The sequence below is a fragment of the Salegentibacter echinorum genome (assembly GCF_900129445.1).
In the GTDB taxonomy this organism is placed as follows: Bacteria; Bacteroidota; Bacteroidia; order Flavobacteriales; family Flavobacteriaceae; genus Salegentibacter; species Salegentibacter echinorum.
On the sequence record NZ_FQVT01000002.1, the window covers coordinates 89,382 to 113,835 of the forward strand.

At 38.6% G+C, this 24,454-nt stretch carries 13 protein-coding genes; 6 read left to right on the forward strand and 7 right to left on the reverse strand.

Going from position 1 to position 24,454, the window contains the following annotated elements; all coding sequences use genetic code 11:
• Nucleotides 1–25: 25 nt before the first annotated feature.
• The 4 genes from dusB to BUA71_RS04140 all read right to left on the reverse strand — a co-directional run bounded on the left by dusB (nt 26) and on the right by BUA71_RS04140 (nt 7,917).
• On the reverse strand, nt 26–1,018 hold the full coding sequence (gene dusB / locus BUA71_RS04125) for a tRNA dihydrouridine synthase DusB (protein WP_072877048.1): 993 nt from the start codon (nt 1,016–1,018) through the stop codon (nt 26–28).
• Nucleotides 1,019–1,163: 145 nt separating this feature from the next.
• Nucleotides 1,164–3,569, reverse strand: a complete 2,406-nt coding sequence (locus tag BUA71_RS04130; protein ID WP_072877050.1) for an outer membrane beta-barrel family protein — start codon at nt 3,567–3,569, stop codon at nt 1,164–1,166.
• Nucleotides 3,570–3,778: 209 nt separating this feature from the next.
• The gene (locus BUA71_RS04135; protein ID WP_072877052.1) at nt 3,779–6,727 is read right to left on the reverse strand and encodes a serine hydrolase domain-containing protein; all 2,949 of its coding nucleotides are present in this window, start codon (nt 6,725–6,727) and stop codon (nt 3,779–3,781) included.
• A 32-nt stretch (nt 6,728–6,759) separates the two neighbouring features.
• The gene (locus BUA71_RS04140; protein WP_072877054.1) at nt 6,760–7,917 is read right to left on the reverse strand and encodes an acyltransferase family protein; all 1,158 of its coding nucleotides are present in this window, start codon (nt 7,915–7,917) and stop codon (nt 6,760–6,762) included.
• A gap of 218 nt (nt 7,918–8,135) precedes the next feature.
• Between BUA71_RS04140 and BUA71_RS04145 the strand changes: the two genes are divergently transcribed.
• The 6 genes from BUA71_RS04145 (at nt 8,136) to BUA71_RS04170 (ending at nt 19,692) form a co-directional block, all read left to right on the forward strand.
• Nucleotides 8,136–9,422: an ROK family transcriptional regulator gene (locus BUA71_RS04145; protein ID WP_245812541.1), complete on the forward strand. Its 1,287-nt coding sequence runs from the start codon at nt 8,136–8,138 to the stop codon at nt 9,420–9,422.
• Between the two features lie 52 nt (nt 9,423–9,474).
• Nucleotides 9,475–11,427 carry a glucosamine-6-phosphate deaminase gene (gene nagB, locus BUA71_RS04150; RefSeq protein ID WP_262506741.1) on the forward strand — a complete coding sequence of 651 codons (1,953 nt, stop codon included), beginning with the start codon at nt 9,475–9,477 and terminating at the stop codon, nt 11,425–11,427.
• 145 nt (nt 11,428–11,572) lie between these two features.
• Nucleotides 11,573–12,529, forward strand: a complete 957-nt coding sequence (locus BUA71_RS04155; protein ID WP_072877061.1) for an N-acetylmuramoyl-L-alanine amidase — start codon at nt 11,573–11,575, stop codon at nt 12,527–12,529.
• A 55-nt stretch (nt 12,530–12,584) separates the two neighbouring features.
• Nucleotides 12,585–13,889, forward strand: coding sequence for an erythromycin esterase family protein (locus BUA71_RS04160; RefSeq protein WP_072877063.1), 1,305 nt, complete (start codon nt 12,585–12,587; stop codon nt 13,887–13,889).
• A 166-nt stretch (nt 13,890–14,055) separates the two neighbouring features.
• Nucleotides 14,056–15,816, forward strand: coding sequence for an exo-beta-N-acetylmuramidase NamZ domain-containing protein (locus tag BUA71_RS04165; protein ID WP_072877065.1), 1,761 nt, complete (start codon nt 14,056–14,058; stop codon nt 15,814–15,816).
• Nucleotides 15,817–15,855: 39 nt separating this feature from the next.
• Nucleotides 15,856–19,692 carry a phosphodiester glycosidase family protein gene (locus BUA71_RS04170; protein WP_072877067.1) on the forward strand — a complete coding sequence of 1,279 codons (3,837 nt, stop codon included), beginning with the start codon at nt 15,856–15,858 and terminating at the stop codon, nt 19,690–19,692.
• A 130-nt stretch (nt 19,693–19,822) separates the two neighbouring features.
• Here BUA71_RS04170 and BUA71_RS04175 read toward each other — a convergent pair whose 3' ends face one another.
• From BUA71_RS04175 to gdhA, 3 genes are all read right to left on the reverse strand, one after another.
• Nucleotides 19,823–22,228 carry a TonB-dependent receptor gene (locus BUA71_RS04175; RefSeq protein ID WP_072877069.1) on the reverse strand — a complete coding sequence of 802 codons (2,406 nt, stop codon included), beginning with the start codon at nt 22,226–22,228 and terminating at the stop codon, nt 19,823–19,825.
• On the reverse strand, nt 22,229–22,948 hold the full coding sequence (gene recO / locus BUA71_RS04180) for a DNA repair protein RecO (RefSeq protein WP_072877071.1): 720 nt from the start codon (nt 22,946–22,948) through the stop codon (nt 22,229–22,231). It lies immediately after the preceding gene.
• A gap of 143 nt (nt 22,949–23,091) precedes the next feature.
• Nucleotides 23,092–24,435, reverse strand: coding sequence for an NADP-specific glutamate dehydrogenase (gdhA, locus tag BUA71_RS04185; RefSeq protein ID WP_072877073.1), 1,344 nt, complete (start codon nt 24,433–24,435; stop codon nt 23,092–23,094).
• Between the last annotated feature and the right edge of the window lie 19 nt (nt 24,436–24,454).

Here is a 24,454-nt window from a genome sequence, read left to right on the forward strand (position 1 = left end):
TTTGTGAACTCGTGGCTATCTCAAATCATGCAAATTGATAACCAGAAAAATCTCTTTCTACCTCATCAAAAGCGGCAAAAACATCTTTAGCATCATCGCTGGTTACCATTTTCATTCGATATTCCTTAAAGTGGGGAATTCCTTTAAAATAATTGGTATAATGGCGCCGGGTTTCAAAAACACCCAGCTTTTCCCCTTTCCAATCTATGGCCATTTGTAAGTGCCTGCGAGCGGCATCTAAACGCTCCAACATTGTGGGCGGTGGTAAATGTTCACCGGTCTTAAAATAATGCTTTACTTCCCGAAAAAACCAGGGATAACCGATACTCGCCCTGCCAATCATTGCACCATCCAGCCCGAATTTATCGCGCATTTCCATTGCTTTTTCGGGAGAATTTACATCCCCGTTACCAAAAATAGGAATATGAATTCTGGAATTGTTCTTTACTTCGGCAATAGGCGCCCAATCTGCGTCGCCCTTATACATTTGCACGCGGGTACGGCCGTGAATGGCAAGCGCCTGGCAGCCTACATCCTGAAGCCTTTCAGCTACTTCCATTATTTTTATGGAATCTTTATCCCAGCCCAAACGCGTTTTTACGGTTACCGGCAATTTGGTATGTTTTACCATCGCCTCGGTTAAGGAAACCATTAGATCGATATCTTTTAGGATACCGGCACCGGCGCCTTTGGAAACCACTTTTTTTACGGGGCAACCAAAGTTGATATCAATAATATCGGGGTTAGACTTTTCCACAATCTCTACAGATTGTAGCATGGATTCTAAATTAGCCCCAAAGATTTGAATACCTACAGGACGTTCTTTTTCGTAAATATCCAACTTCATCGTGCTCTTTGCAGCATCGCGAATAAGCCCTTCAGAAGAAATAAATTCGGTATAAACAACATCGGCTCCCTGCTCTTTGCAAAGTGCACGAAATGGCGGATCGCTCACATCTTCCATTGGTGCCAACAGCAACGGGAAGTCTCCAACATCTATATTTCCTATTTTAGCCACTTGAATTTATTTTTTTGCAAAAGTACAAAAAAACAAAATCTACCCCAACCCGTCCGAAGGAAGCGATTTTTTAAACTTTTTAATTGAGAAGTGCTGAGAGTTCCCCCTTTGGGGGTCAGGGGGCTTTTTAGGTGGTCTGTCTTATTTACAACCTTTCTCGCTCTGCAGCCTCTATACTGCGTTGATTATCTTCCAGTCTAAAGTTTCCGAAGTTATATTTAAAGCCAACTCGTACATATCGCATTTCTTCCCTCGCGAAAAACGAATTGTCCTGGTTTAAATACTGTGAAGTTAAGCGCGTATTGGTTTCATTAAAAATATCGTTGATGTTTAGGCTCAACTCCGCGCGGTTGTTCCACAATGTCTTTCTAAGGCCTATACTTAGGGTTGAAAAAGGGTCGAAATTGTAAGAGCCAGAGATATAATCTGAAACATAAGTAAAACTTAGATTACCGGAAAAAGAACCGTCTTTTGAAAGCGTAAAGGAATTGTATAACTGTGCATAAACGGCGTCAATCTCGTTAGTCACTTTGGCATTGTCGCTTTCTACCGCAAGAAAGGTATTTTCTTCGTGAAAAAAAGATGCATATAACTGTGCATACCACCAACCGGTAAAGGAGCGACCGTGTAAAAAATCGAGTCCGTAGCTTTTGCTATCCAAAAGATTGGATTCTATTCTTCTTATGTTTAAATTCTCATTATCCTGAAAAGCCAGAGTTGCCGGCGACTTACCATTATCGCGGTAATAAAGATCAAAATAATATTGCCCCAGCAAAGTATAATTAAGATTAAAATTATCACTAATGGCGGCCCGCAAATTTGGGTTTCCGGCATTGTAATTATTCTCGTTTAGAAAATATTTAAAAGGATTAAGGCTTTCATATCTCGGCCTGTCAATCCTTCGGCTGTAATCTAAGGTAAAGCTATGATTTTTAGAGGCCCGGTACTGCAAATAAGCCGTGGGAAACAAATCGAAATATTCCTGATTGTTTTGCTCGTTGGTGGTTAAAGATTTTGCTTTTAAATCGGTGTATTCCCCACGCAAACCGGCTTTAAGGCTCCACTTTTCCCAATCCCTGGAAACACTGGCATAAGCAGCATAGATCTCTTCATCATAACGAAACCTGTCCGACAGATCCTCATAGAGGTCGTCAAGACTTTCTATATTAAAATAATCGATCCCACTATCAGAATCAATTCCCGAGAATTTAAGTCCACTTTCAAAAGCAGTCTCACCAAGACTTGTATTTAGATCTATTTGCGCTGAAAAAATATCGATCTTTTGAGTAGCATCGGTATCAAAGGCCACTTTTTTTAAAATTTCTTCATTTCCGGCAAAATAATTAGTGACTAAGCTTTGCGACCTATCCTGATCAAAATTTGTGTAATGAGCTCCTGCTGAAAGACTTCCGCCCTTATCTAAATCATGGGTGTAACCAAGATCTACCGCAACATTACTTTCATCGGTATCCAGATCGCTGTTCGTTTTAAAAAATTTGTATGGAATATTAGAAAACGACCTTATATCTGTAACAACTGAATTATCAAAAGTTTTATTTGGAGATAAAAAAAGGTTAGAAGAAAAATTCAATTTATTTTTTTCGTCAATCTCATAATCTAAAATAATATTGGCATTATGTGCTTTAGACCTGGTGATTCTTTGAAAATTGGTATTCCATTCTTCCCCGTTTTCTTCAGTTGGAGAAAAATTAATATAACTATCATCTCGTTTTATATCTTTTCTGGGGCTAAAGGTGTAATTGGCAAACACGTTAAGTTTATCACTCTTCCAAAAATGCCTGGTTCCCAATTTATATTTAGGCACAATTCCCTGCGTATATGCTCCTTCTATACTCCCTTTATAACCGGGCGTTAACGCAGTACTGGTATTGATATTTAAAATAGCACCACCTTCTGCCTCATATTTGGCCGGCGGATTGGTAATTACCTCTACAGATTTTATATTTTGTGCGGAATAACTTTGCAATAAAGTTTGGAGTTCACTTTGGCTAAGCTGTACTTTCCTGTCGTTAATATATACAGTAACCGAAGAATTCCTAACCTGAAGTTGCCCCTGATTCATAATCACTCCCGGGGTTTGTCTTAAAATATCCCAACTGTTTCCGCTGGAAAGTGTAGAATTTTCTACATTAAAAGTAAGACGATCTATACTACGGGAGATTTTGGGTTTGCGGGCGTTTATGGTCACCTCATCTAAATTTGAAGACGCTTCTTCTAAAACAATTTTTTTTAATTTTTCGTCGGAAGAAATTTCAATATTCTGCAAATGTTCTTTATAACCTATAAAGCTTACCTTCATTAAATAGGTATTGGAAGCGAGCTCTTCAAAAACAAACCGACCGTTTTCTTCTGAAATTGTTCCTTTATAAACAGAGGTTGAATCTTTAGCATTCAATAAAATCACGTTGGCAAAGGCTACCGGAGTATTATTTTCTGAAACTATTTTACCTTTTAAACTATGCTGGCCGTGTACTTGTTTGTTAAATAGGAACAACAGGAATACCAACAGGGGGGTGCAGTTCTTGATCATAAAAAGTTCGAATGGTTATAAATAAGCATTCAAATATAAGTTTACTTGAGGTGGTATAAAATAATTTGGCAAATTATTCTTCAAAAAGAAGAGTTTTAATAAAAGTATGGGACTCATTTTTAGCCCTTTAGTAAGCAGTCGCAATTTTCAGTGACTAATAGGGAATAAGGTAGCAAATACTGCAAACTGGGACTAAATACTGCAAACTCTTACTTCATTGCATCATATAATACCTGTTGAATTTTTGTGCGGGTATTGAGTTGATATAAGCGTGTATTGCTTCGGCTTGGCAAAACACGGTTAGAAAGAAAAAGATAAAGCAGATCTTCTTCCGGGTCCATCCAGGCCATAATCCCCGTAAATCCTGTGTGGCCAAAACTGGCTTTACTGGCATCTTTTGCGGTGTTACTGTTTTCGCCTTTGTATTGCAGGTAAGGCTTATCGAAACCAACTCCGCGGTGATTATCATTATCTGGGAATTGCGTTTTAGTCCAGTCTCGTAGGGTAGTTTCATCAATATACCTATGGCCGGCATAAGTTCCCATATTCAAGTACATTTGCATCAATTTTGCCAAATCATTTGCTGTAGAAAAAAGCCCCGCATTGGCAGAAACTCCTCCCATCATAATTGCTCCTTCATCGTGTACCATCCCGTGAATGGGCTTGTGCCTAAACAAATAATCGTGCTCAGTAGGCACGATTCGGCTTTTCTTATAAGATTTCATAGGATTGTAGCCCAATGTTGTAGCGCCCAGCTTATCGTAGAAATTTTCGTTGATGTATTTTCTAAAATCTTCGCCGCTTATTTCTTCTACAATAGCAGGTAGTAAATAAAAAGCCAGGCCAGAATATTTATATTTTGCTTCGTCCTCCAACTCCGATTTTTTAATGGCTTTAAACATTTTTTTCTGGTAATTGCGGTGCAACCACAAGTTTTCGCTCACTTTAATAGGAAATCTTCTCGAAGAATCTTTCTTAAAAGTGTACCATTTATAACTTCCGTTTTTGCGCAGCGTATTTTTCCAATAAGGAATCCAGGGTTTAAAACGAGCCTGGTGTGCTAAAATTTGCCGAAATGGGATTCCCGCTTTGTTAGAATGTTTAAAATATGGCAGGTAATCGTCTATGGAAGCGTCCAGGCTAAACTTACCCTCATCCTGTAATTTCATTAAGGCCGGTAAAGCCGAAGAGATCTTCGTTACCGAGGCCAAATCATATAAGTCGTTTTTTTTTACTTTTATCGTGTCGCTATATTTGTGGTAGCCATAGGCTTTATGCAGTACCACTTTTCCGTTTTTTGCTACCAGGATTTGACCTCCCGGCGTCGCTTTTTTTTTAATCGCTTCCTGCATCAAAGAATCAACGCCGTGAAAAAGCACTTTAGAGTTCATCCCGGCGTCTTCAGGAACGGTATATTTAAGCCTTAGCTTTCCTTTTACATCTTCTCCGTCTCCAGATTTGAATTTATCCCCAATGCTTACCGGTAATCTTCCATTCGCTCCCACACCTCCAAAAATTAACTGCGCCGCAAGATCCTGGGTGGTTTTTGTGTCCTGATAGGTTAAAATTAACCCGGTTGCATCTTCAATCCCGGCGATTTTATTTAGAGAATACGGATTTTTAAAATAACTAAAAATACTATTTTCCTCTTTGGAAAGCTCCCCAATAAATTGCTGTACTGCTTTAGAAAACTTCATTGTATTTCTTGGGAATCGGCTGTCATCGTGAATACCGCCAATAACAAGATTATAAGCCGAGAGCTTTTGCTTTAAAGCTGCTACTTCAGCCGCAGTTGCATTTGCTTTTACCTGAAAGCTTTTTACTTCAGCATATAAATTTAAAGATTTCTGAAACTGGGTTTGTTTTTGTGCACCAAAAGAAATAGAAGCAATTTTTAAGGTATCTAATTTTCTTAATGGTAAAATGCTATTCTTATTTTTAAGTACGGTAAGCGAGGCTTCTACCAGTTTCCTGTTTAAAAATTTGGCGTGACCGGTATTGATCTCTTTTAGGATGTTTTTAGTGCTTTGCTTCTTATAATTATTTAAACCTACCCATTGTTTTGCCGCTAAAACCTTTCTCACACGTTGGTCTAATTCATTCTGTGAGATTAGTCCCTGTTTAATGGCCTTGCTCACTTCTTCAATCGCCTTTGGCACATCTTCGGTATATTCCAACAGGTCATTACCGGCTAAAATGGCGTCTTTATCTACAACTCCAGGGGCATTCCCTTTGGTAACCCCTTTCATGTTCATGGCATCAGTAATAATAAGGCCTTTAAAACCTAATCTATCTTTTAAAATCCCGGTAATAATAGCTTTTGATAAAGTTGAAGGCACGCCCGTAGAGTCCAGCGCCGGAATATCTAAATGCGCAACCATAACGCCGCTACCTCCAGCATTAATCAATTCTTTGAAAGGGTACATTTCTAAAGAATCCAGTCTATTAAAGGGATGATTTATTTGTGGTAGGGCGTGATGTGAATCTGTATCGGTATCTCCGTGCCCCGGGAAGTGTTTTGCTGAAGTCAATAAATTAGCATCCTGCATCCCGCGCATATAAGCAATGCCTTTTTGAGCTACATTTTCCCTGTTTTCTCCAAAAGAGCGATAATTAATCACCGGATTATTGGGGTTATTGTTTACATCTACCACCGGGGCAAAATTAAGATGAAGCCCCGTTCTTTTAAGTTGGCGTGCAACTTCCTGTCCCAAATCATACACCAAACTATCATCCCGAATAGCACCAAGGGCCATTTGATAGGGATAACTAATAGTATTGTCCAATCGCATGCCAAGCCCCCACTCTGCATCCATGGCTCCCAATAAAGGAACTTTGGAAGCCAACTGATAATCGTTCAACAACTCCAGTTGAGATTTTGGATCCCCCTGAAAGAATACCAGTCCCCCAATTTTTTGCTCATTAATTAACTTTAAAATTTCTTTTTTATGTTGACTTCCCCTGTTTGAGTATGCTGCAACCATAATGAGTTGCGCAATACGTTCTTTGGGGGTAAGCGTTTCCATAATGGAATCTACCCATTTGCTATTTGTGTATTGAAGAAATTCTGGAGAGGTTTTCTCAGTTTTTTGCGCTTGCAAAGGCGAAATAAGAAATACCAGGGCAAGAAGACAGGGAAACAGGTTATTATTTTTCATTAGTTGATGTTAATTTAAATTTTCAGGCAGATTTAAACTTTTATGTAAATTTTTCTTTTGTGCAGCCAGTATCCAAGCAGCCACATAAGCAACATATAACTAATTGCAAAAAGCAAGGAAGCATTATAATTACTTAGCCAGCTAAGATAAAAATTTTCGTAAAGCCAGGGTTTTAAAGCCCGTCCATTTACATAAATAATATTCATTAACATTACCACGAGCCCAGACATCACGAATACAAATAGCGGATTTCTACCAAAAGCCTCAAAGAAACCGGTCCATTTTTTAAATCCGAAAATTTCTATGATTAAAATTAATGCTGAAAGCACCAACAAAGTCCAACCGGTGCTAAATAAAACGTAAGAACTGGTCCATATAGGCTTATTGATGGGTAGCAGCATCCCCCAAACTTGCCCTACTACTAATAGTAAAACTCCAAAAACGCTTAGTTTCACAACGGTTTTCATATTGTTCCCCGATTTCTGAATAAAAACCCCGGTCACATAACCCGCGATTACGTTTACAATAGCCGGCAGGGTGCTCAACAAACCTTCCGGGTCAAACGGAATTCCAAAACCTTTGTAAAGATTAGCATCTCTAAAAATTGCCCCGTCAAACTTTAAAGCAGCGTTATGCTCCAGGCTATAAGGATTGGGACTATCTCCAAAAAACCATAAAATGCCCCAATAGCTTAATAAAATTAAACCGCCAAAAATTACAGATTTCTTCAGTTTTAAATAATGGATAATTAGCGAACCAAAGAGATAGCAAAGGGAGATGCGCTGCAGAACTCCCATAATTCTAAGATTAACCAGGTTTTTAAATACCAGGTCACCGTCTTCCCTATAGACAAATGGAAAGGCGTTAAGGAATAAACCAATTAGGAATATGAGCGCTGCTCTTTTAAAAACTTTTTTTAGAAAGGCTGCCTCAGAAACACTCTCATACTTACGAAGACTAAAACTCATCGCATTACCAATCACAAACAGAAAAGAAGGAAAAACCCAATCTGTAGGAGTAAAACCATGCCAGGCGGCGTGTTTAAATGGAGCATAGATATGAGACCAACTGCCGGGCGTATTCACCAGGATCATTAATGCTACAGTAAGTCCTCTTAAAACATCTAAGGCAAAGTACCGCTTACTTTTCTTCGGTTTAACCCGTGGGGTGAGGGGTATTGTTTTAGTCATATTTTCTCTAATTTTATTTAAAGAGAAGATTTAGCTTTGTAAGAACAAGCTGAAATTACAGCCACAAAAAATATAAATTTAGACTAATTAATTAATCTTTCATAAAAAAATAGAGAAAGTATTTTTAAAAATGATTATTTTGCCTATTTTTAGATTCAAAATAAATTCTTTTTTAAAAGCTCGAATTTTATTTTTTGAACTTTTATTTTTTAAAAATTATGCCAACGCAACCTATGTCAAAATACCTGAATGATTTCTTTATAGATGAAGAAAAAATAGCTCAGATAAATAATGTAGAAAGAAAAAAATTTCTTCAGAAATTAAAGATCATCAAACACTTATTTCTCAATGGAGAAACCTCCAATGCAGAAGTTTGCCAGCGCTTTAATGTAAGCCTGCCTACTTCTATGTCTTTACTAAACCAGCTTTTGGAAGAAGGTATTTTGGTAAAAAAAGGGCGCGGAAAATCTGAAGGTGGTCGCAAACCAGATCTTTATGGGCTGGTAGAAAATTCTTTTTTTGTAGTAAGTATTCATATAGAACGCTTTAGTATTAAACTGGCACTATTAGATAACAATCATACCATTATTGTACAAAACTCCTGGTCTAAAGATATTTCTACAGAAAATAATATTGTGGATCAACTTTATGAGTGGACAGAGATTTTATTAAAAGAGGCAAACGTAAAACTCTCCCAGGTTATGGGAGTGGGAATAAGCATGCCGGGGTTGGTATCTGCTGAAGCCGGTAAAAACTTTTCTTATTACTTAAGTGAACAGGAACCAGAATCTTTACAGGATAAATTTGAAGATAAATTTAAAACTCCGGTAGCACTTTTAAACGATGCAAAGAGCTCCTGCCTTGCCGAGTTTAGGTTTGGCGGTGCCCGCAATAAAAACAATGTGCTTGTAATTAGTATGGATTGGGGCATTGGCTTAGGAATTATTATGGGTGGAAAAATGCATTCGGGTGAATCTGGGTTTGCCGGAGAATTTGGACATATCCCAATGAATGAAGATGGGTTGCTCTGTCACTGCGGAAAACGAGGTTGCCTGGAAACTGAGGCTTCGGGATTGGCGTTAGTAAGGAAGACCAAAGAAGGTTTGGAAGCGGGGCAAACTTCGGTGTTAAACAACCTAAATAAAGAAGAGCTTCAAAAATTAGAACCCGAAACCATTATAGAGGCAGCCAATAAAGGAGATCAATTTGCGATAAACACTTTATCTGAGATTGGGATAAACCTGGGTAAAGGTATTGCCATACTCGTACAGATATTTAATCCTGAATTAATCATTTTAGAAGGCAAAATATCACAGGCCAGGCAGTTTATCACTACACCAATTCAGCAATCAATGAACACTTATTGCATGATGCAACTTAAAGAAAGAACTACCTTAGAATTATCTAAACTTGGTGATAACTCGAGTATTTATGGTGGCACTATTGCAGTAATGGATAATATATTTAAAGACCAGGTAAACCTGGTAAAATCACATATAAGCTAGAGAAAGTCCAAAGCTTTACATCTAAAGTTTCAGCTTTTAAAAAGTAGGGACAATTAATAACAGTACAACTAATAGTCAGATTATGGCAAGATTAAATCTTTTAGAAGAAACTCGCTTTGAGAAACTACCGGTAAAAGTTTATGAAAATAAACATATTGCCTCAAAAAAAGTAGCAAAAAGAATTGCAGATCTTATTAAACGTAAAAACGAGAAACAAGAGAATGCAGTGTTAGGGCTTGCAACAGGAGCCACTCCGGTAGAAGTGTATGAAGAACTAATTCGCCTACATAAGGAAGAAGGCCTTAGTTTTAAAAACGTGATCACTTTTAACCTGGATGAGTATTACCCAATGAAGCCAGATGCCAAGCAAAGCTACGTAAGGTTTATGGACGAAGTTCTTTTTGATCATATTGATATTAAAAAAGAAAACATCCATATTCCAGATGGTACCCTGGCAGAAGATGATATCACCGATTACTGCCTGGCTTATGAGAATAAGATTGGCGAAGTTGGTGGTTTAGACCTTCAGCTTTTAGGTATTGGTAGAACGGGGCATATTGGTTTTAACGAACCAGGCTCTGCACCAAACTCGGGAACCAGGTTAGTAACCTTAGATGACCTAACCCGACGTGATGCTTCCAGGGATTTTGGAGGAAAGGAGAATGTTCCCACCAAAGCCATTACCATGGGTATTGGTACCATTTTTAAAGCGAGACAGATCATTTTAATGGGATGGAACAAGAAAAAAGCTTCCATTCTTAAAAAAGCAATAGAGGGAGAAATGTCTGGTAATGTGCCGGCTACTTACCTTCAGCTTTCAGAAAATGTAGAATTTGTTTTAGATAGAGATGCCGCCTCTGCCCTAACTCGTTTTGACACTCCATGGTTGGTAAAAGACTGTAACTGGACTAAAGAACTTATTAAAAAAGCGGTAATTTGGCTTTCTTCAGAATTAAAGAAACCTATTCTAAAACTTACAGACGAAGATTATAATAATAACGGGATGGCGCAGTTAGCCACCGAGCAGGGTCCTGCTTATAATCTTAATATAGACGTTTTTAACCAATTGCAACACAGTATTACCGGTTGGCCGGGAGGAAAACCAAATGCCGATGATACACAGCGACCAGAGCGAAAAGAACCCGCTAAAAAACGCTCTCTCATTTTCTCTCCACACCCAGATGATGATGTGATCTCTATGGGAGGGACTTTCATTAGGTTGGTGGACCAGGGACACGATGTGCACGTGGCTTATCAAACCTCTGGTAATACCGCAGTTTGGGATACCGATGTACTTCGCTATGTAGAATTTGCCATAGATTTTAAAAAGAGTACCGGCGAAGACACCAAAAACCTGGAAGAGACTTACGAGAAAATGCGTGAGTTTATTGAGCAGAAACAACCCAACGAAATCGACCTCCAGGAAATTAGGGATGTAAAAGGATTTATTCGAAAATCTGAAGCTATTGCAGGTGCTAGATATGCCGGACTTCAGGATGAAAATATTCATTTTATGGCCCTTCCTTTTTATGAATCTGGCAAGAGCAAAAAAGACCCGGTAACCGAAAAGGATATCGAATTAACAATGGAATTATTGCAGGAAGTAAAACCACACCAGGTTTTTGCCGCCGGTGATTTTGCCGACCCACACGGGACGCATATTGTATGCTTTAATATCATTATTGAAGCGATGAAAAGGCTAAGAAAGACCGAAGACTGGACTAAAGATTGCTGGCTGTGGATGTACCGCGGCGCCTGGCAGGAATTCGATGTGCACGAAATTGAAATGGCCGTGCCATTGTCCCCACAAGAAGTACAGCGCAAAAGGGATGCTATTTTCCAACACCAGTCGCAAAAAGACCGCCCTGTATTCCCGGGAGATGACGAAAGGGAATTCTGGGTTCGTGCCGAAGAAAGAAACAGCGAAACCGCAGAAGTTTATCACGAGCTAGGACTGGCCAACTATGAAGCCATGGAGGCTTTTGTAAGATGGAAATTTGACTAATATATACTCCACCCGTTCCTTTTTTGGTGCGGGTGGAAGTATATTCAATTTAATTTTGAGTTTAAATTTGTTATAAATCCAGTATTTGTTAATCAATGCTTCTTAGTAAGACTAACAGAGCACCGGCAACTTAATAAGATAAATTTTGAGAAAATCCAGGAATAAAAAAGGAATTAAAGCTCTTTTATACAGTCTCATTATCGTCTTTGGTTTAGTGTCTTGCGCCGGAAATCCCTATGCAAAAACCAACAGGATTTATAAGAAAAAGACAAAGATTTATAGCAAACAATTAAAGCAGTTACCCGCCCAGGAAAACCAAAACGAATCCGCACTTCATTATGGCGAATACTGGGTGGGAACTACTAATTTTAACTTGCGTAAGCCCAATTACGTGGTTTTGCACCATACAGCACAAGACTCTGTAGGGCAAACTTTATATACTTTTACCCTTCCAAGAACGCAGGTGAGTTCCCATTACGTTATTGGTAAAAAAGGTGAAATTTACCACATGCTCAACGATTTTTATCGTGCCTGGCACGGGGGAATCGGGAAATGGGGCAGTAACACAGATTTAAATTCTTCTTCCCTGGGCATAGAAATAGATAATAACGGAAAAGAGGAATTTACCGATGCGCAAATTAATAGTTTACTTGATCTTTTAGAAATTCTGAAAGAAAAATATAAAATTCCTGCGAAAAATTTTATTGGACATTCCGATATCGCACCTTCGCGAAAGGTAGATCCCAACAAATATTTTCCCTGGGAAAAATTGGCCGAAGAAGGCTACGGCTTATGGTACGATAATGCTGAAGTTGAAAAGCTAAAGCTGGAAACCGAGTTTTTTACTCCCAATCCGCTGGTTATTAATTTACAGAGCACTATAAATACCCGTATTCCCTTTCTTGACAAATTAGTTTTTCCTGAAGTAATTCCAGCCGATTTCAACATTGAAAATGCCCTAAAAATTGTGGGGTATGACACTTCAAATTTAACCGCTGCAAAAAGCGCGTTTAAATTACATTTTATTCAGGAGAATTTAGAGCAAGCTTTTAGTGCTTATGATATAAAAGTACTTTATTTACTGTATAAAAAGTATTTGTAAATTAATCAATACTAATTTTCTGTGTTTTTTTAGCACATTAAAAACCTCTCTATAAATGAGAATATTAGCCTTTATTATAATAGCGCTGTTATCCTTCAATTCTATTTCGCAAGAGCAAGAAACCATAAACTGGATTAATCAAAATGCAATAGAAATTGAAGATGCAGATCCTGACACTAAACTCATAAATTTCAACAATAATATTCCAGAAAAATTTGCTAATGCTAAAATCTTTGGGTTTGGGGAAGCGACTCATCACGGGAAAGAATTTTTTGATATAAAAGCTAAATTTTTTAAATATTTAGTAAAAACGCAGGAGATAAAAGCCTTTATCATGGAGGATTCCTATCCAGCCGAAGCTGGAATCAATGAATGGATAAGCGGTGGGAAAGGAGACATTAAAACAATTGCCGATAATTTTAATATAATACCCTGGTCTAATCAGGAAGTAGTAGAACTTTTAGAATGGATAAGGGATTATAATTCTGACAAATTCCAAAAAGAGCAAATTCGTTTTTATGGAATGGATATTCAACATGTGGAAGGAATTAATGAAGAAATCCGGGATTTTGTAAAGAAATATAAAGTGCCGGTAAGTGAAGAACTTTTAGAAATAGTCGATGATTGTGCTAATAAAAAAGTGGATTATAAAAATGAAAATGATTGGGGAGATAAGGAAATCCCTAAATTAGAAGAGATTGAACAAATTATATTAAACTTTCAAAGTACTAGCAATCAAAAAAATAATCAGGAATTTAAATATACCTTAAGAGCCTTAAATTATTTGATAAAATACACCGAATATTTGCAAAACCCAAAAAGTGAAGTTCGGGATTTAAAAATGTATGAAAATGTTAAGTGGATAATAGAGAACGAAGCAGAAAATGGTAAGGCTTTTATCTGGGCGCATAATGAACATATAAACAATAAAGAAATTTCACCAGCCGGAAGTGGTTGGGTTAGTGTAGGCGGACACTTAAAAGAATTTTACAAAGACGATTATTATAGTGTGTACTTTGACTTTGGCGTAGGTAAAGTGATTGGTCACGTTACCAGGAGGAACAAACCAAATTATTGGGATGTTTACGAAATAGATAAACCCTTTCGCAAAACCTATGCAAAAACGCTCTTTAAGGCAAATAAGGACATCTACTTTATTGATATGGAAGAAGCATTAAAAAACAGCGATGCAAGAAGCTTTTTTAGCGATAAGAAAAAACAATTATTATTGGGTGCATCAGGTTACAGTCCAAAAGGTAAGAATAAGGCAATGGTAAATAAAAAGTTTTCAGAAATATGTGATGGTTTAATTTTCATTAAAAGGATTTCTGTTCCAAATTATGACTTAAACAGCAAATAAAACGTGGGCACATTAGCTTTATTGCATTTTAATCTTTCTGAAAAACGGGGAATTGGGAAAGAACCAGATAGAGAATTGCATTATGATTTCTAGAAAAAGTCATAATATAGACCACTAAATAAGGATATCCGTGTATTGGTGACAATAATATTTTAACTACGGTATTATGAAAATTACGTTCAAGTTCATTTTTTTAGCAATATTTAGCACCATATCTATTTCAGCACAAAACAGTGTTGAAGGTGAGTTAGCCATGACCAAAAGAAAAGATTGGAATGCCAGGGAACCAATTATGGAAATGAAACCGCATAAACCGCAGTTTATTACCATTCATCATACCGGGATGCCGCAAAAACCAGAAATTACTACAATAGAGAAATTACAGGCACTTCAAAATTTTTCTCAAAAGGACTCCCCTCTCGCCAATGGCAGTATAAAAAAAGCCTGGGCAGATGTTCCTTACCATTTTTATATCTCGACCAATGGCGATATTGCAGAAGGAAGGGATATCAATTTTCAGGGAGATTCCAATACCAATTACGATCTAGAAGGTCATGTTCTAATTGTGGTGGAAGGAGATTTTAGTGAAGAAAAAGTATTACCTCAGCAATGGAAAAGCCTGCAAAAACTGGTTTCCTATATTTCTTCAGCATACAACATCTCACGGGAAACCATTTCAGGGCATAAGGATCAAGCCGAAACAAGCTGTCCCGGCACCGATTTATATCAAAAATTGCCACTTCTTAAGCTAGAAAATCGCGTGAAAATAGGAGCAGAACGTCTATTTGAAAAAGAGTTTTTTGATCTTATAAAAAATAAAAAAATAGGTTTGGTAACAAACCATACCGGGATTTTGCCAGGAGGAGAACACCTGGTAGATCTTCTTCACGAAAATTCTAAGACTACATTAAGCGTTTTATTTGGCCCTGAACACGGAATTCGAGGTGAAGAAGATACCCATGTGAGTGATTCAAAAGACAGTAAAACCGGGGTTCCGGTAATTTCTCTCTACGGAAAAGTTAGAAAACCAACTCCGGAGATGCTCAAAAATACGGAAATTCTAATTTTTGATATTCAGGATATTGGAGCTCGTTTTTACACCTATATTAAAACAATGCTTCTAGCCCTGGAAGCCGCTGCTGAAAATGATATCCCTTTCATTGTACTAGATAGGCCAAATCCAATCCTGGGAAATTATATAGATGGTCCTGTAGGCAAGTCTGGGGAGCCTGTAACGAAAATTAAAAACCTACCCATTACTCATGGTATGACCGTTGGTGAACTTGCTAAGATGTTTAATGAGGAAAGAAAAAAACAAAATTTGCCCTTCGCAAATCTAAAGGTAATCCCCTTAACGAATTATTCCCATAAAAAATGGTATGATGAAACCGGTTTGCCATGGATAAAGCCTTCGCCAAATATGCTTAAGCTTACTACTGCAACATTATACCCGGCCACTTGTTTACTAGAAGGCACCAATGTTTCTGAAGGTAGGGGAACCCTTAGCCCTTTTGAATATATTGCAGCTCCCTGGATAAACCCTGAAGAGTTGATAAACCAGCTAAAAACATACCACCTGGAAGGCGTTACCTTTCAAGCTACAAAAATCACCCCGCAACAAATGGTAGATGGTATAGAAATTTATCCGCCAAAATTCATGAATCAAGAAATTCCCGCTGTGGAAATAATCTTAACTCATAGGAATAAATTTAAATCGGTAGAAGCGGGTGTTTATTTTCTTCATGCTTTAAAAACACTATATCCTGAAGAATTGGTATGGCGTGAAAAACGTTTAGATGGATTATTAAAAACTAAAAGCATCCGTGAAGCCCTGGATACGGGAAAACATCCGAAAGAAATTATTCGAAATTGGCAGGAAGACCTTGAGTTTTTCAAAAAGATAAGAGCCAAATACCTATTGTATTAATCGCTTTCAGAAAGCATTCTATTTCTAAAAAATAAAAGAATGAATTACCTAAAAAATTTCGGGTTATTGTTCATTTTAATAACCACCGGCTTAAATGCACAAAATATTTCCTTAAACTGGGAGCCCAGGGAAGACTTGAATATTAATCTTCCGGCTTCCATACGGGTCTTTGATGCCATGGGAGAATTACCAGACGGCAAACCCCTACGCGCAATGTATGCTGAAATAGATTTAAGCGATAAAAACCTTAAGCTACGCTCTCTTGGAAGCAATAGCATTAGGGAAACCACGAAAGAAACTTACGAGCGCGGGGATGGTATTTTAGCCATTAACGGTGGTTATTTCGCTGCAAACTCTTCCGTTAGCACTATTATTCAAGATGGGGAAGTTATTGCCGCGGGACCTTCCGGAGAAAATATTAAGGGAGCTTTTGGTATAAAAAACCGTATTCCAGAAATAACCTGGACCAATGCAAACAAAAAAAGGGGAGTTCCCACGAAATTAGAAAGCCCAAAACTAGCAGCAAATACGCAAATTTGGGATGTAAACCAGGCGGTTGGTGGCGGGCCTGTTTTAATTAAAAATGGGAAAATAAATGTCACCTCAGCAGCAGAAGGCTTTAAAGGAAGTCATCTTATGAGACATCCCAGGAGTGCAATTGGGTTTAAAGACAAAAACACCCTTATTATGATGGTGGTAGATGGACGCCAGGAGGCCAGTGCCGGCGTGACGCTAACAGAACTAGCCACTTTAATGCATAATCTTGGTGCTATAGAAGCCTTAAATTTAGACGGTGGAGGCTCTACAGCAATGGTCGCTGCCAATGAGGTGGTGAATATTCCAACCGATATTACCGGAGGCAACCGCAACAGTTTAAGAAAAAATGCCGGGGCATTGGTTATCTCAGAAGTTAAGGGATCCAAAAACTCCAAACCCATAATTTTCGACACTGAAACTGAAAATTACTCAGAAAATGGAATATGGCAAACCGCCAACCTGGTTAATTATTATGGGGAGAGTCCGTCGCGAACAGCAACTTCTAACGAGCTTAACCACGCCGTTTATAATTTTAAAGATATTGATAGAAAAGAATATCAGCTTGCTGTCTGGATCACCGTAAATACGGCTAAAAATGCGAAAGAGGTTAATTATATTCTCCATTCCGAAGAAAAAAGGGACACGATAAAGCTCAATCATCAAAGCCTAAAGAATTTAGGAAAGTGGAACGTACTTGGAAACTTTAGCATTGGACCTATGGATTCTTTAGAAATTGTCGGAGCAACACAAGGAAAGTTTATCGCCGATGCCATTCGGCTTGTTCCTACAAAATCTTCACCTATCAACCCCAAACGGGGTGATCTTAGAATTGCAGTGATTTCAGATTTGAATTCGGGTTTAGGTGCAGCAAATTATGAGTGGCAGGTAGATAGTATTATTCAAAGAATTCCGAGAATATGGCAACCCGATATGGTTATTTCTGGCGGCGATATGGTAGCCGGAATGGGTATTTCCAAAACTGCCCAATTACAGAAAATGTGGGAAGGATTCGATAAACATATTGCTCAACCTTTAAAAGCAGCGAAAATCCCTTTTGCATTCACGCTTGGAAATCACGATGGGCGGCGCTCCTACCCTATTGAACATAAATTCGCCAAATCGTTCTGGAACAAAAGCAAAAATATCCCAGATTTAGATTTCGTTGATGATACGCATTTCCCCAATTATTACTCCTTTGTACTCAATGAAGATAGCAAAGGTACAGTCGCCCCTAAGGACCGGGACAATGATATTTTCTTTGTATCGTGGGAAGCTTCTTCTTCAAAAATCACCGAAGAAAACCTGGCGTGGATGGAAAAGCAATTTCAAACCCCGGAAGCAAAAAATGCAAAATACAGGTTTGTGATGGGTCATATGCCGCTGTATAGTGTAGCGCAAGAGCGCGACTCTAAGGGGAACGTGTTAGAGCAGCCAGAACGGCTTCAAAAATTGTTGGAAAAGTACGAGGTGCATACCTACGTTAGCGGGCATCAACACGCATTTTATCCAGGCAAGCGGGGCAAACTGGAGTTATTAAATACAGGTGCAGCCGGTTCTGGTGCAAGGTCTTGGTTAACGCAAAATAGGGCACCCGTAAACACAATAACCATCTTAGATATTTTTAAAGAGAAAGACTCTATCGCATATAACACTTATGATATTAAAAAGAAAAAGGCTTCGGAAATGACTTTATTTGTTGAAAAAAGCCTGCCTTCAGCTATGTTTGGCGTCAATGGTTATATGCTTCGAAGGGATATTAGCAAAACCAAAACTGCCGAAGGATTTTTATCCTCACTAAATACAGAAGGTTCTAATATTTCCGGAATAGGTCACGTTAAAGCAATTATTGATAACAATAAACTTCAAATTTCAGGAGGCATTTTTAATTTAGAGGGAGAACTTTCCGAAGAAAAAGCGGTGGGAATTTACCGGGGAAGACATACCGAAAACGGAGCGTTTTTAAAGGAACTTAAATTAAAGGATTTTAACGATGGAAACGGCCAATTTACCGGAAGCCTAAACCTCACCGAAAAAATTAAAAATTACCTATCTATTGGTGGACTTTATCTGGAAATTAAGACTAAAAACGGAAGTATAAGAACGCAGCTTTATCCAGAACACAATAAAGCTCCAAATCCCAGCAAAATCACTTCACATCAGCCTAAAAACACCTATGCAATTAGGGATATTGAGGCTCTTTACAGCTTAGAATGGCAGGAGTCTATAGATGAAGATGGCGATTTTATTAGTTATATATACCAGGTATCAAAAAACAAAGATTTTTCTGAAATTATTCTTCAGGAAAAAACAGGGCGTGAAACTGAACTTAAACTCACCGAAAAACAATGGTTTACATTACTTAAAAACGCAGCAATTGGGGAGCCGGTACGCTTTTATCACCGCATTTTAGTAAGTGATGGCAGCCATATTTCTTCATCAGAAATCGAAGCATTCAACCTGATGAAATCTGATGAACCTTTAGACGATTTTGCTGAAATTCCGGCTCCAAATTATGTTTTTAAAGGAAAAATAGAGGATTCTGGTGCAGGTTATGGTGCCGAATGGGACAAAGAAGGTAAAATCTGGTTGGCCGATTATAACCACGGACTCATCATAAAAACGAAAGATGGTAAAGACGCAGGTTTTTCGCCACTTACCAGCGTAAACCTAAATGGAGAAACCTATAAATTAAATCCCGTGAATGGCATAGGGTTGGCCGCAGATGGAAATATTTTAGCCGGAATTAACCGCCGATTGATAAAGATAGATGCTAAAACCGGAAAAGCCCTCGCAGTTTGGGAAGCTCCCAAAGGTGCCCGTGCAATCACTTCTCCCAGAAGCACTACAACCGGCGAAGTATATGCTATGTCCCTATTTGGTGAAGATCCAAACTATATTTTAAAACAAAAAGAGGACACCTTTAAATTGATTAAAACAATAGATTTAGAAGATCGAATTTTATCGAGAACCTTCGCTATGAGCCCTAACGGCCGCACCCTATATTTTCCTGCTCCCGGGAGTCCGCAAATACAGGTTTACCACAGTGAAGACGGAGAAAACTATATAAAGCAGGAAAGTATTTCCAGTGTTTCGGCCGGTTCCAGTGCTATAGATGTAAAAGAAAAAGCTGTTTTTGCCGCAGTAAGGTCCAGCGGGGTATCACCTTCCAGTTTCCATTATAGAAATGAGGAAAAACAAGTAATGTGGACTTTAGAATTACCAGAGGTAAAAGGCGCAGAACCGCGTGGAATTGGAGTTTCTAAAGACGGCAAACATCTAATTTTTTGTAGCTGGGATAAAGGTGGTGGCTACTACCTGTTTGAAAAACAAGAGGATTAAATAAAATAGGTAAGAAAGATTTCGTTCCGCTGTAGCTTTCTTTAGATTTGAGTCTAAATGTAGAAAGCGATTGCTAGAAACACACTTTTATTAAACAATGATTTCATATATAAAAAGCTGACAGGTATTCTTAAAATTGATACTTAAGCGACAGGATTAAATTCCTGCCGGCTGCGGCAATCCCAGAGGAGTATGTTCTATAGCGTTGATTGGTAATATTCTCTAAGGAAGCCGTAGCCAGCAAATCTTTAGTAACCTCATATTGTCCGGTAAGGTTTAGCGTGTACCAGGAGGGCGAATAGGGATTTCCATTCTTATCGCTTGCAAAGAGATAAGGTTTTCCTTTTTGGGATGGAGCTAAATCTTCATAATCAAATTGTCCATTATATTCGGCAAAAAGATCAAGTTTTAAGCGCTTTTTATGCCAGGTGAGATGTGTATTCCCAAAAGTGGGCGCAGCGTGTCGCACCGGGGCGGTTTCCCCGTTTTGCTGCTCTTCCTCTCCTTTGGTAATTGCAATTTTAGAACTAAAACGCAAAGCAACCGAAAGATCTACCTCAACTCCTGCTTCAAAGCCATATACCTGTGCGTATGCCGCATTTTGAATGGCTTGTACCCTACTTGGTTCCCCCTGGTACTCGATCTCGGTTTTTCCATCTAAACTAAAATCCCGGCGCAGCATCGCATCATCAAGATAGGTGTAAAACGCGGCTCCGGTTATTTTTATATGCTCTGCCGGGTGCCAATCTACTCCCAGCTCGGCATTATAAGCATATTCCGGATCTAAGTTTGGGTTTGGAACGACCACAGCCCCGGGTTCAGAATCGAATACCTTGCCCACATCATCTATATTTGGTGCCCTAAATGCCGTAGATAAATTAAAACGCCATCCCAAAAATCGGTTTTGCTGCCAGTTAAGTCCGGCGCCACCCGTTAAAGCCCCTGTGTTGATATGCGCCTTCTGAAACGGAAAATCATAGAGTGAATCATCAAAGCTTGCATCGACCAAAATATGGTTATATCGCAAGCCCGATTGGAAACTAAGGTTTTCTTTAATTTTCCATTGATAAGTAGCATAAGCAGCGATTGACTGCCAGGAAGAAGCATCAGGGTAGCGGGAAGGCGTTATATCTTCTTCCGAAGTAATTATATTTTCACGATTTCCGGCAGAATGTACTTTGTTGTAAATATATTCTACACCGTAAAACAGCCTGCTCTCTCTAAAAGTTTTTTCAAAATCGAAATTTATCGAGTAAGCATCTACTTGTTCTTTGGTATGATATCGCCAATCTTTTCCAAAATCACGATCGTGCCTGCTTTCTTCAAAAAACTGGTAGGCCGCGGTAAATTGCGCCTTATCGTAAAGCGCAGCGTGGCCTCGTTTATTGATTTTAAAGTTCCCCATAAACCAATTCTGCGGACCATAATACCACTCGGCAACTCTTAGTTGACCTTTCTTCCTTCGGTAAAGCCTGTCATATCGCGGAAAACTGGAAGTGCTGGTATATATCAATCCTAAATTGAGGTCCCAGTCTTTGTGGGGCATATATTTTATCTTCTGCAGCAAATTTAATTGCTCATATCCCGTGGGTTTTTGCACCCGCGAATCTAGGTTTTGCATCACAATATCTTCCCCGTTTTTCCGGGTGGCATATTCAGTTCTCAAGTATTCATTAGGGCCGTGGACTCCCATTTTTAAATCTCCAAAATCAGAATAGGTTACACTACTTAAAAAAGCCCAGTTTTCCCTACCAATATTTACATCGGTGTGTACGGTTTTCTCATTATTCGCACTGCTATACCTGGAATAAGCATTGCCTGAAACAGCTGTGGATTCTTTAAAGGAAAAGCGTGGTTTTAACGTATAGAAATTCATCACCCCACCAATGGCATCACTACCATAAACCATAGAACCGGGACCCAAAATAACCTCGGTATTTTCTACAGCAAGGGGATCTATGGAAATAACATTTTGTAAGTTTCCGCTTCTAAAAATCGCTGTATTCATTCGCACACCATCTACGCTAATTAAAAGCCTGTTAGTAGAAAAACCACGAATCATAGGGCTGCCCCCACCCATTTGGCTCTTTTGCACAAATACCTGCCCACTGCCTTCCAATAAATCTGCTGAAGTTTGCGGACTCTCCAGGTAGATATCACTTTTAGATAAACTGATTATTTTATGCGGAATTTCATCCCGCTCCATCTTAAATTTAGCAACCGAAAGCACAACCTGTTCCAGCTCATTCTCATTACTTCTCAAATAAACTTTAGAACCCTCCTGAAGAATTTCTGCTTTACTCATTCTTCTTTCGGCATAATTCACATGGGTAAAGATGATTATCTCTTCTGGTCCAAATGCCGAAATATCTACTTCCCCGTCTAAATTGGTAATACTTCCTTTTGTTTTTAAAGCATTGTGAAGTGCCACTCCCGGTAAGGGTTCGTGACCGGTTTTAGTAAACACTTTTATTTGCTGGGCGTGCAGCATATTTACTGTAAAAAGCAAGAAAAACACTCCGGAAATAATGCGCATTTAACTGTAAATTTCGTTTAAAACTGCGAGGGATTTAGGCTTTTTAAAACCGTCAGATTGTAATTCATAATACAGAAGTAACATATTTAGAAAGTTAGCACGAGTTTGCTGATTAAGCTTTACTTCACTCAAAGTATCAAAATTTATGCCCAATAACTGCCGTAAAATCTCCACATTGCGGCCTTCTATGCAATAATTATTGATGCTTTTTAGCTCAAAAACCCCCTCTAACAAATTAAAAAAAGGTAAGTCCCTGGAAGCTGCATCTGGATAAAAACCAAGATATCGACTTAAATTCAGGAGAAATAAAAGATGAAAATTGGCGATCTTATCGTTAAGGTCTAACCATAAGAGGGCGCTTTCCAGGTAATTGAACAAAGCTTTATTTGGCTCTTCTTCTTTGATTGCATTTTTTAAAACCTCGGCAAGAAAAATGAGCATCGTCGCCTTTACCATATTGGTATGAAGGTTGGAATAGGGATGCAAAATTTTAGCATCTTTAAGGTATTCCATTTTACCCTGGTTACGGTGATTAGCCACAATTTCTAATTGGGTAAGCAACTGAAATTGGGACGCTTTAAATTTTCCTTTTTTAGATTTCAAAACGCCCTTAAGCATATAGGTTTTGAGTCCGTCGCTATACGTATAAGCTTTTACAATAAGATCTGCCTCCCCATATTTTAAGGCACTAATAACTATGGCGGGAGTAGTAACAAGCATACTTTGGGTTTTGCAAGCCCGAAGATAATTAAAAAAGCTGTCTAAAAACCAAATCCTTACCACATAGCGCTTTCAATGTATTAAAAAGATGCAGTGTGAAATTTATGAGCTTTTAGACAGCTTTAAATAATATGATAAATCGCTTAAACCACGCCCTGGGCGATCATAGCATCGGCTACTTTGACAAAACCGGCAATATTAGCTCCTTTTACATAGTCTATATAACCATCTTCATCGGTTCCATATTGCACACATTTATCGTGAATATCGTCCATTATATCCCTTAGCCTGCCATCTACTTTTTCTTTATCCCAATAAAAACGCAGGGAGTTTTGGCTCATTTCAAGTCCCGAAACAGCCACACCACCGGCATTAGCCGCTTTTCCAATTCCGAAGAGGATCTTTGCGTCAATAAAGAAATCTACAGCTTCTGTGGTACACGGCATATTAGCGCCTTCAGCAATACAAAAGCACCCGTTTTCAACAAGGGCTTTAGCGTCATCCTCGTTCAATTCATTTTGGGTGGCACACGGCATGGCCACATCGCATTTCACCTCCCATGGTTTTTCGCCTTCAAAATATTTTGCTGAAGGATATTTATCAGCATATTCGCTAATTCTGCCTCGTTTTACATTTTTAAGGTCCATAACGAACTCCAGTTTTTCGGTATCAATCCCATCTTCATCATAGATATAGCCGCCAGAATCACTTAACGTAAGCACTTTGGCGCCGAATTCAATAGATTTTTCGGCTGCATATTGGGCCACATTCCCCGAACCCGAAACAACTACGGTTTTTCCTTCAAAAGATTCCCCTCTGGTTTTAAGCATATTTTCGGCAAAATATACATTTCCATATCCGGTCGCTTCCGGTCTAATTAGAGAACCACCATAAGAGCGGCCTTTCCCGGTCAAAATACCGGTAAATTCATTTTGCAATCTTTTGTATTGTCCAAAAAGAAAACCTACTTCCCTGGCTCCCACTCCAATATCTCCGGCAGGAACATCGGTATCTGCTCCAATATGACGAGAAAGCTCGGTCATAAAGCTTTGGCAAAAACGCATAACTTCATTATCAGATTTTCCCTTGGGATCGAAATCTGAACCACCTTTTCCTCCACCCATAGGCAAAGTAGTAAGGCTGTTTTTAAACACCTGCTCGAAAGCGAGAAATTTTAAAATACTAAGGTTTACCGATGGGTGAAAGCGCAAACCGCCTTTGTAGGGACCAATAGCCGAATTCATTTGAATTCTAAAGCCACGGTTTACCTGTATTTCTCCTTCATCATCCTGCCAGGTCACCCTAAACATAACTACACGCTCTGGTTCTACCATGCGTTCCAGAAGCTTTAAGTTCTGGTATTTTTCATTTTCTTCAATAAAAGGAATAATTGCCTCGGCCACTTCATGGACGGCTTGCAAGAATTCCGGTTGGTTTTGATTCCTTTTTGAAACTTCATCAAGGAATTTTTTAATCTTTTGTTTCATAAGTTGTGATACTACAAAA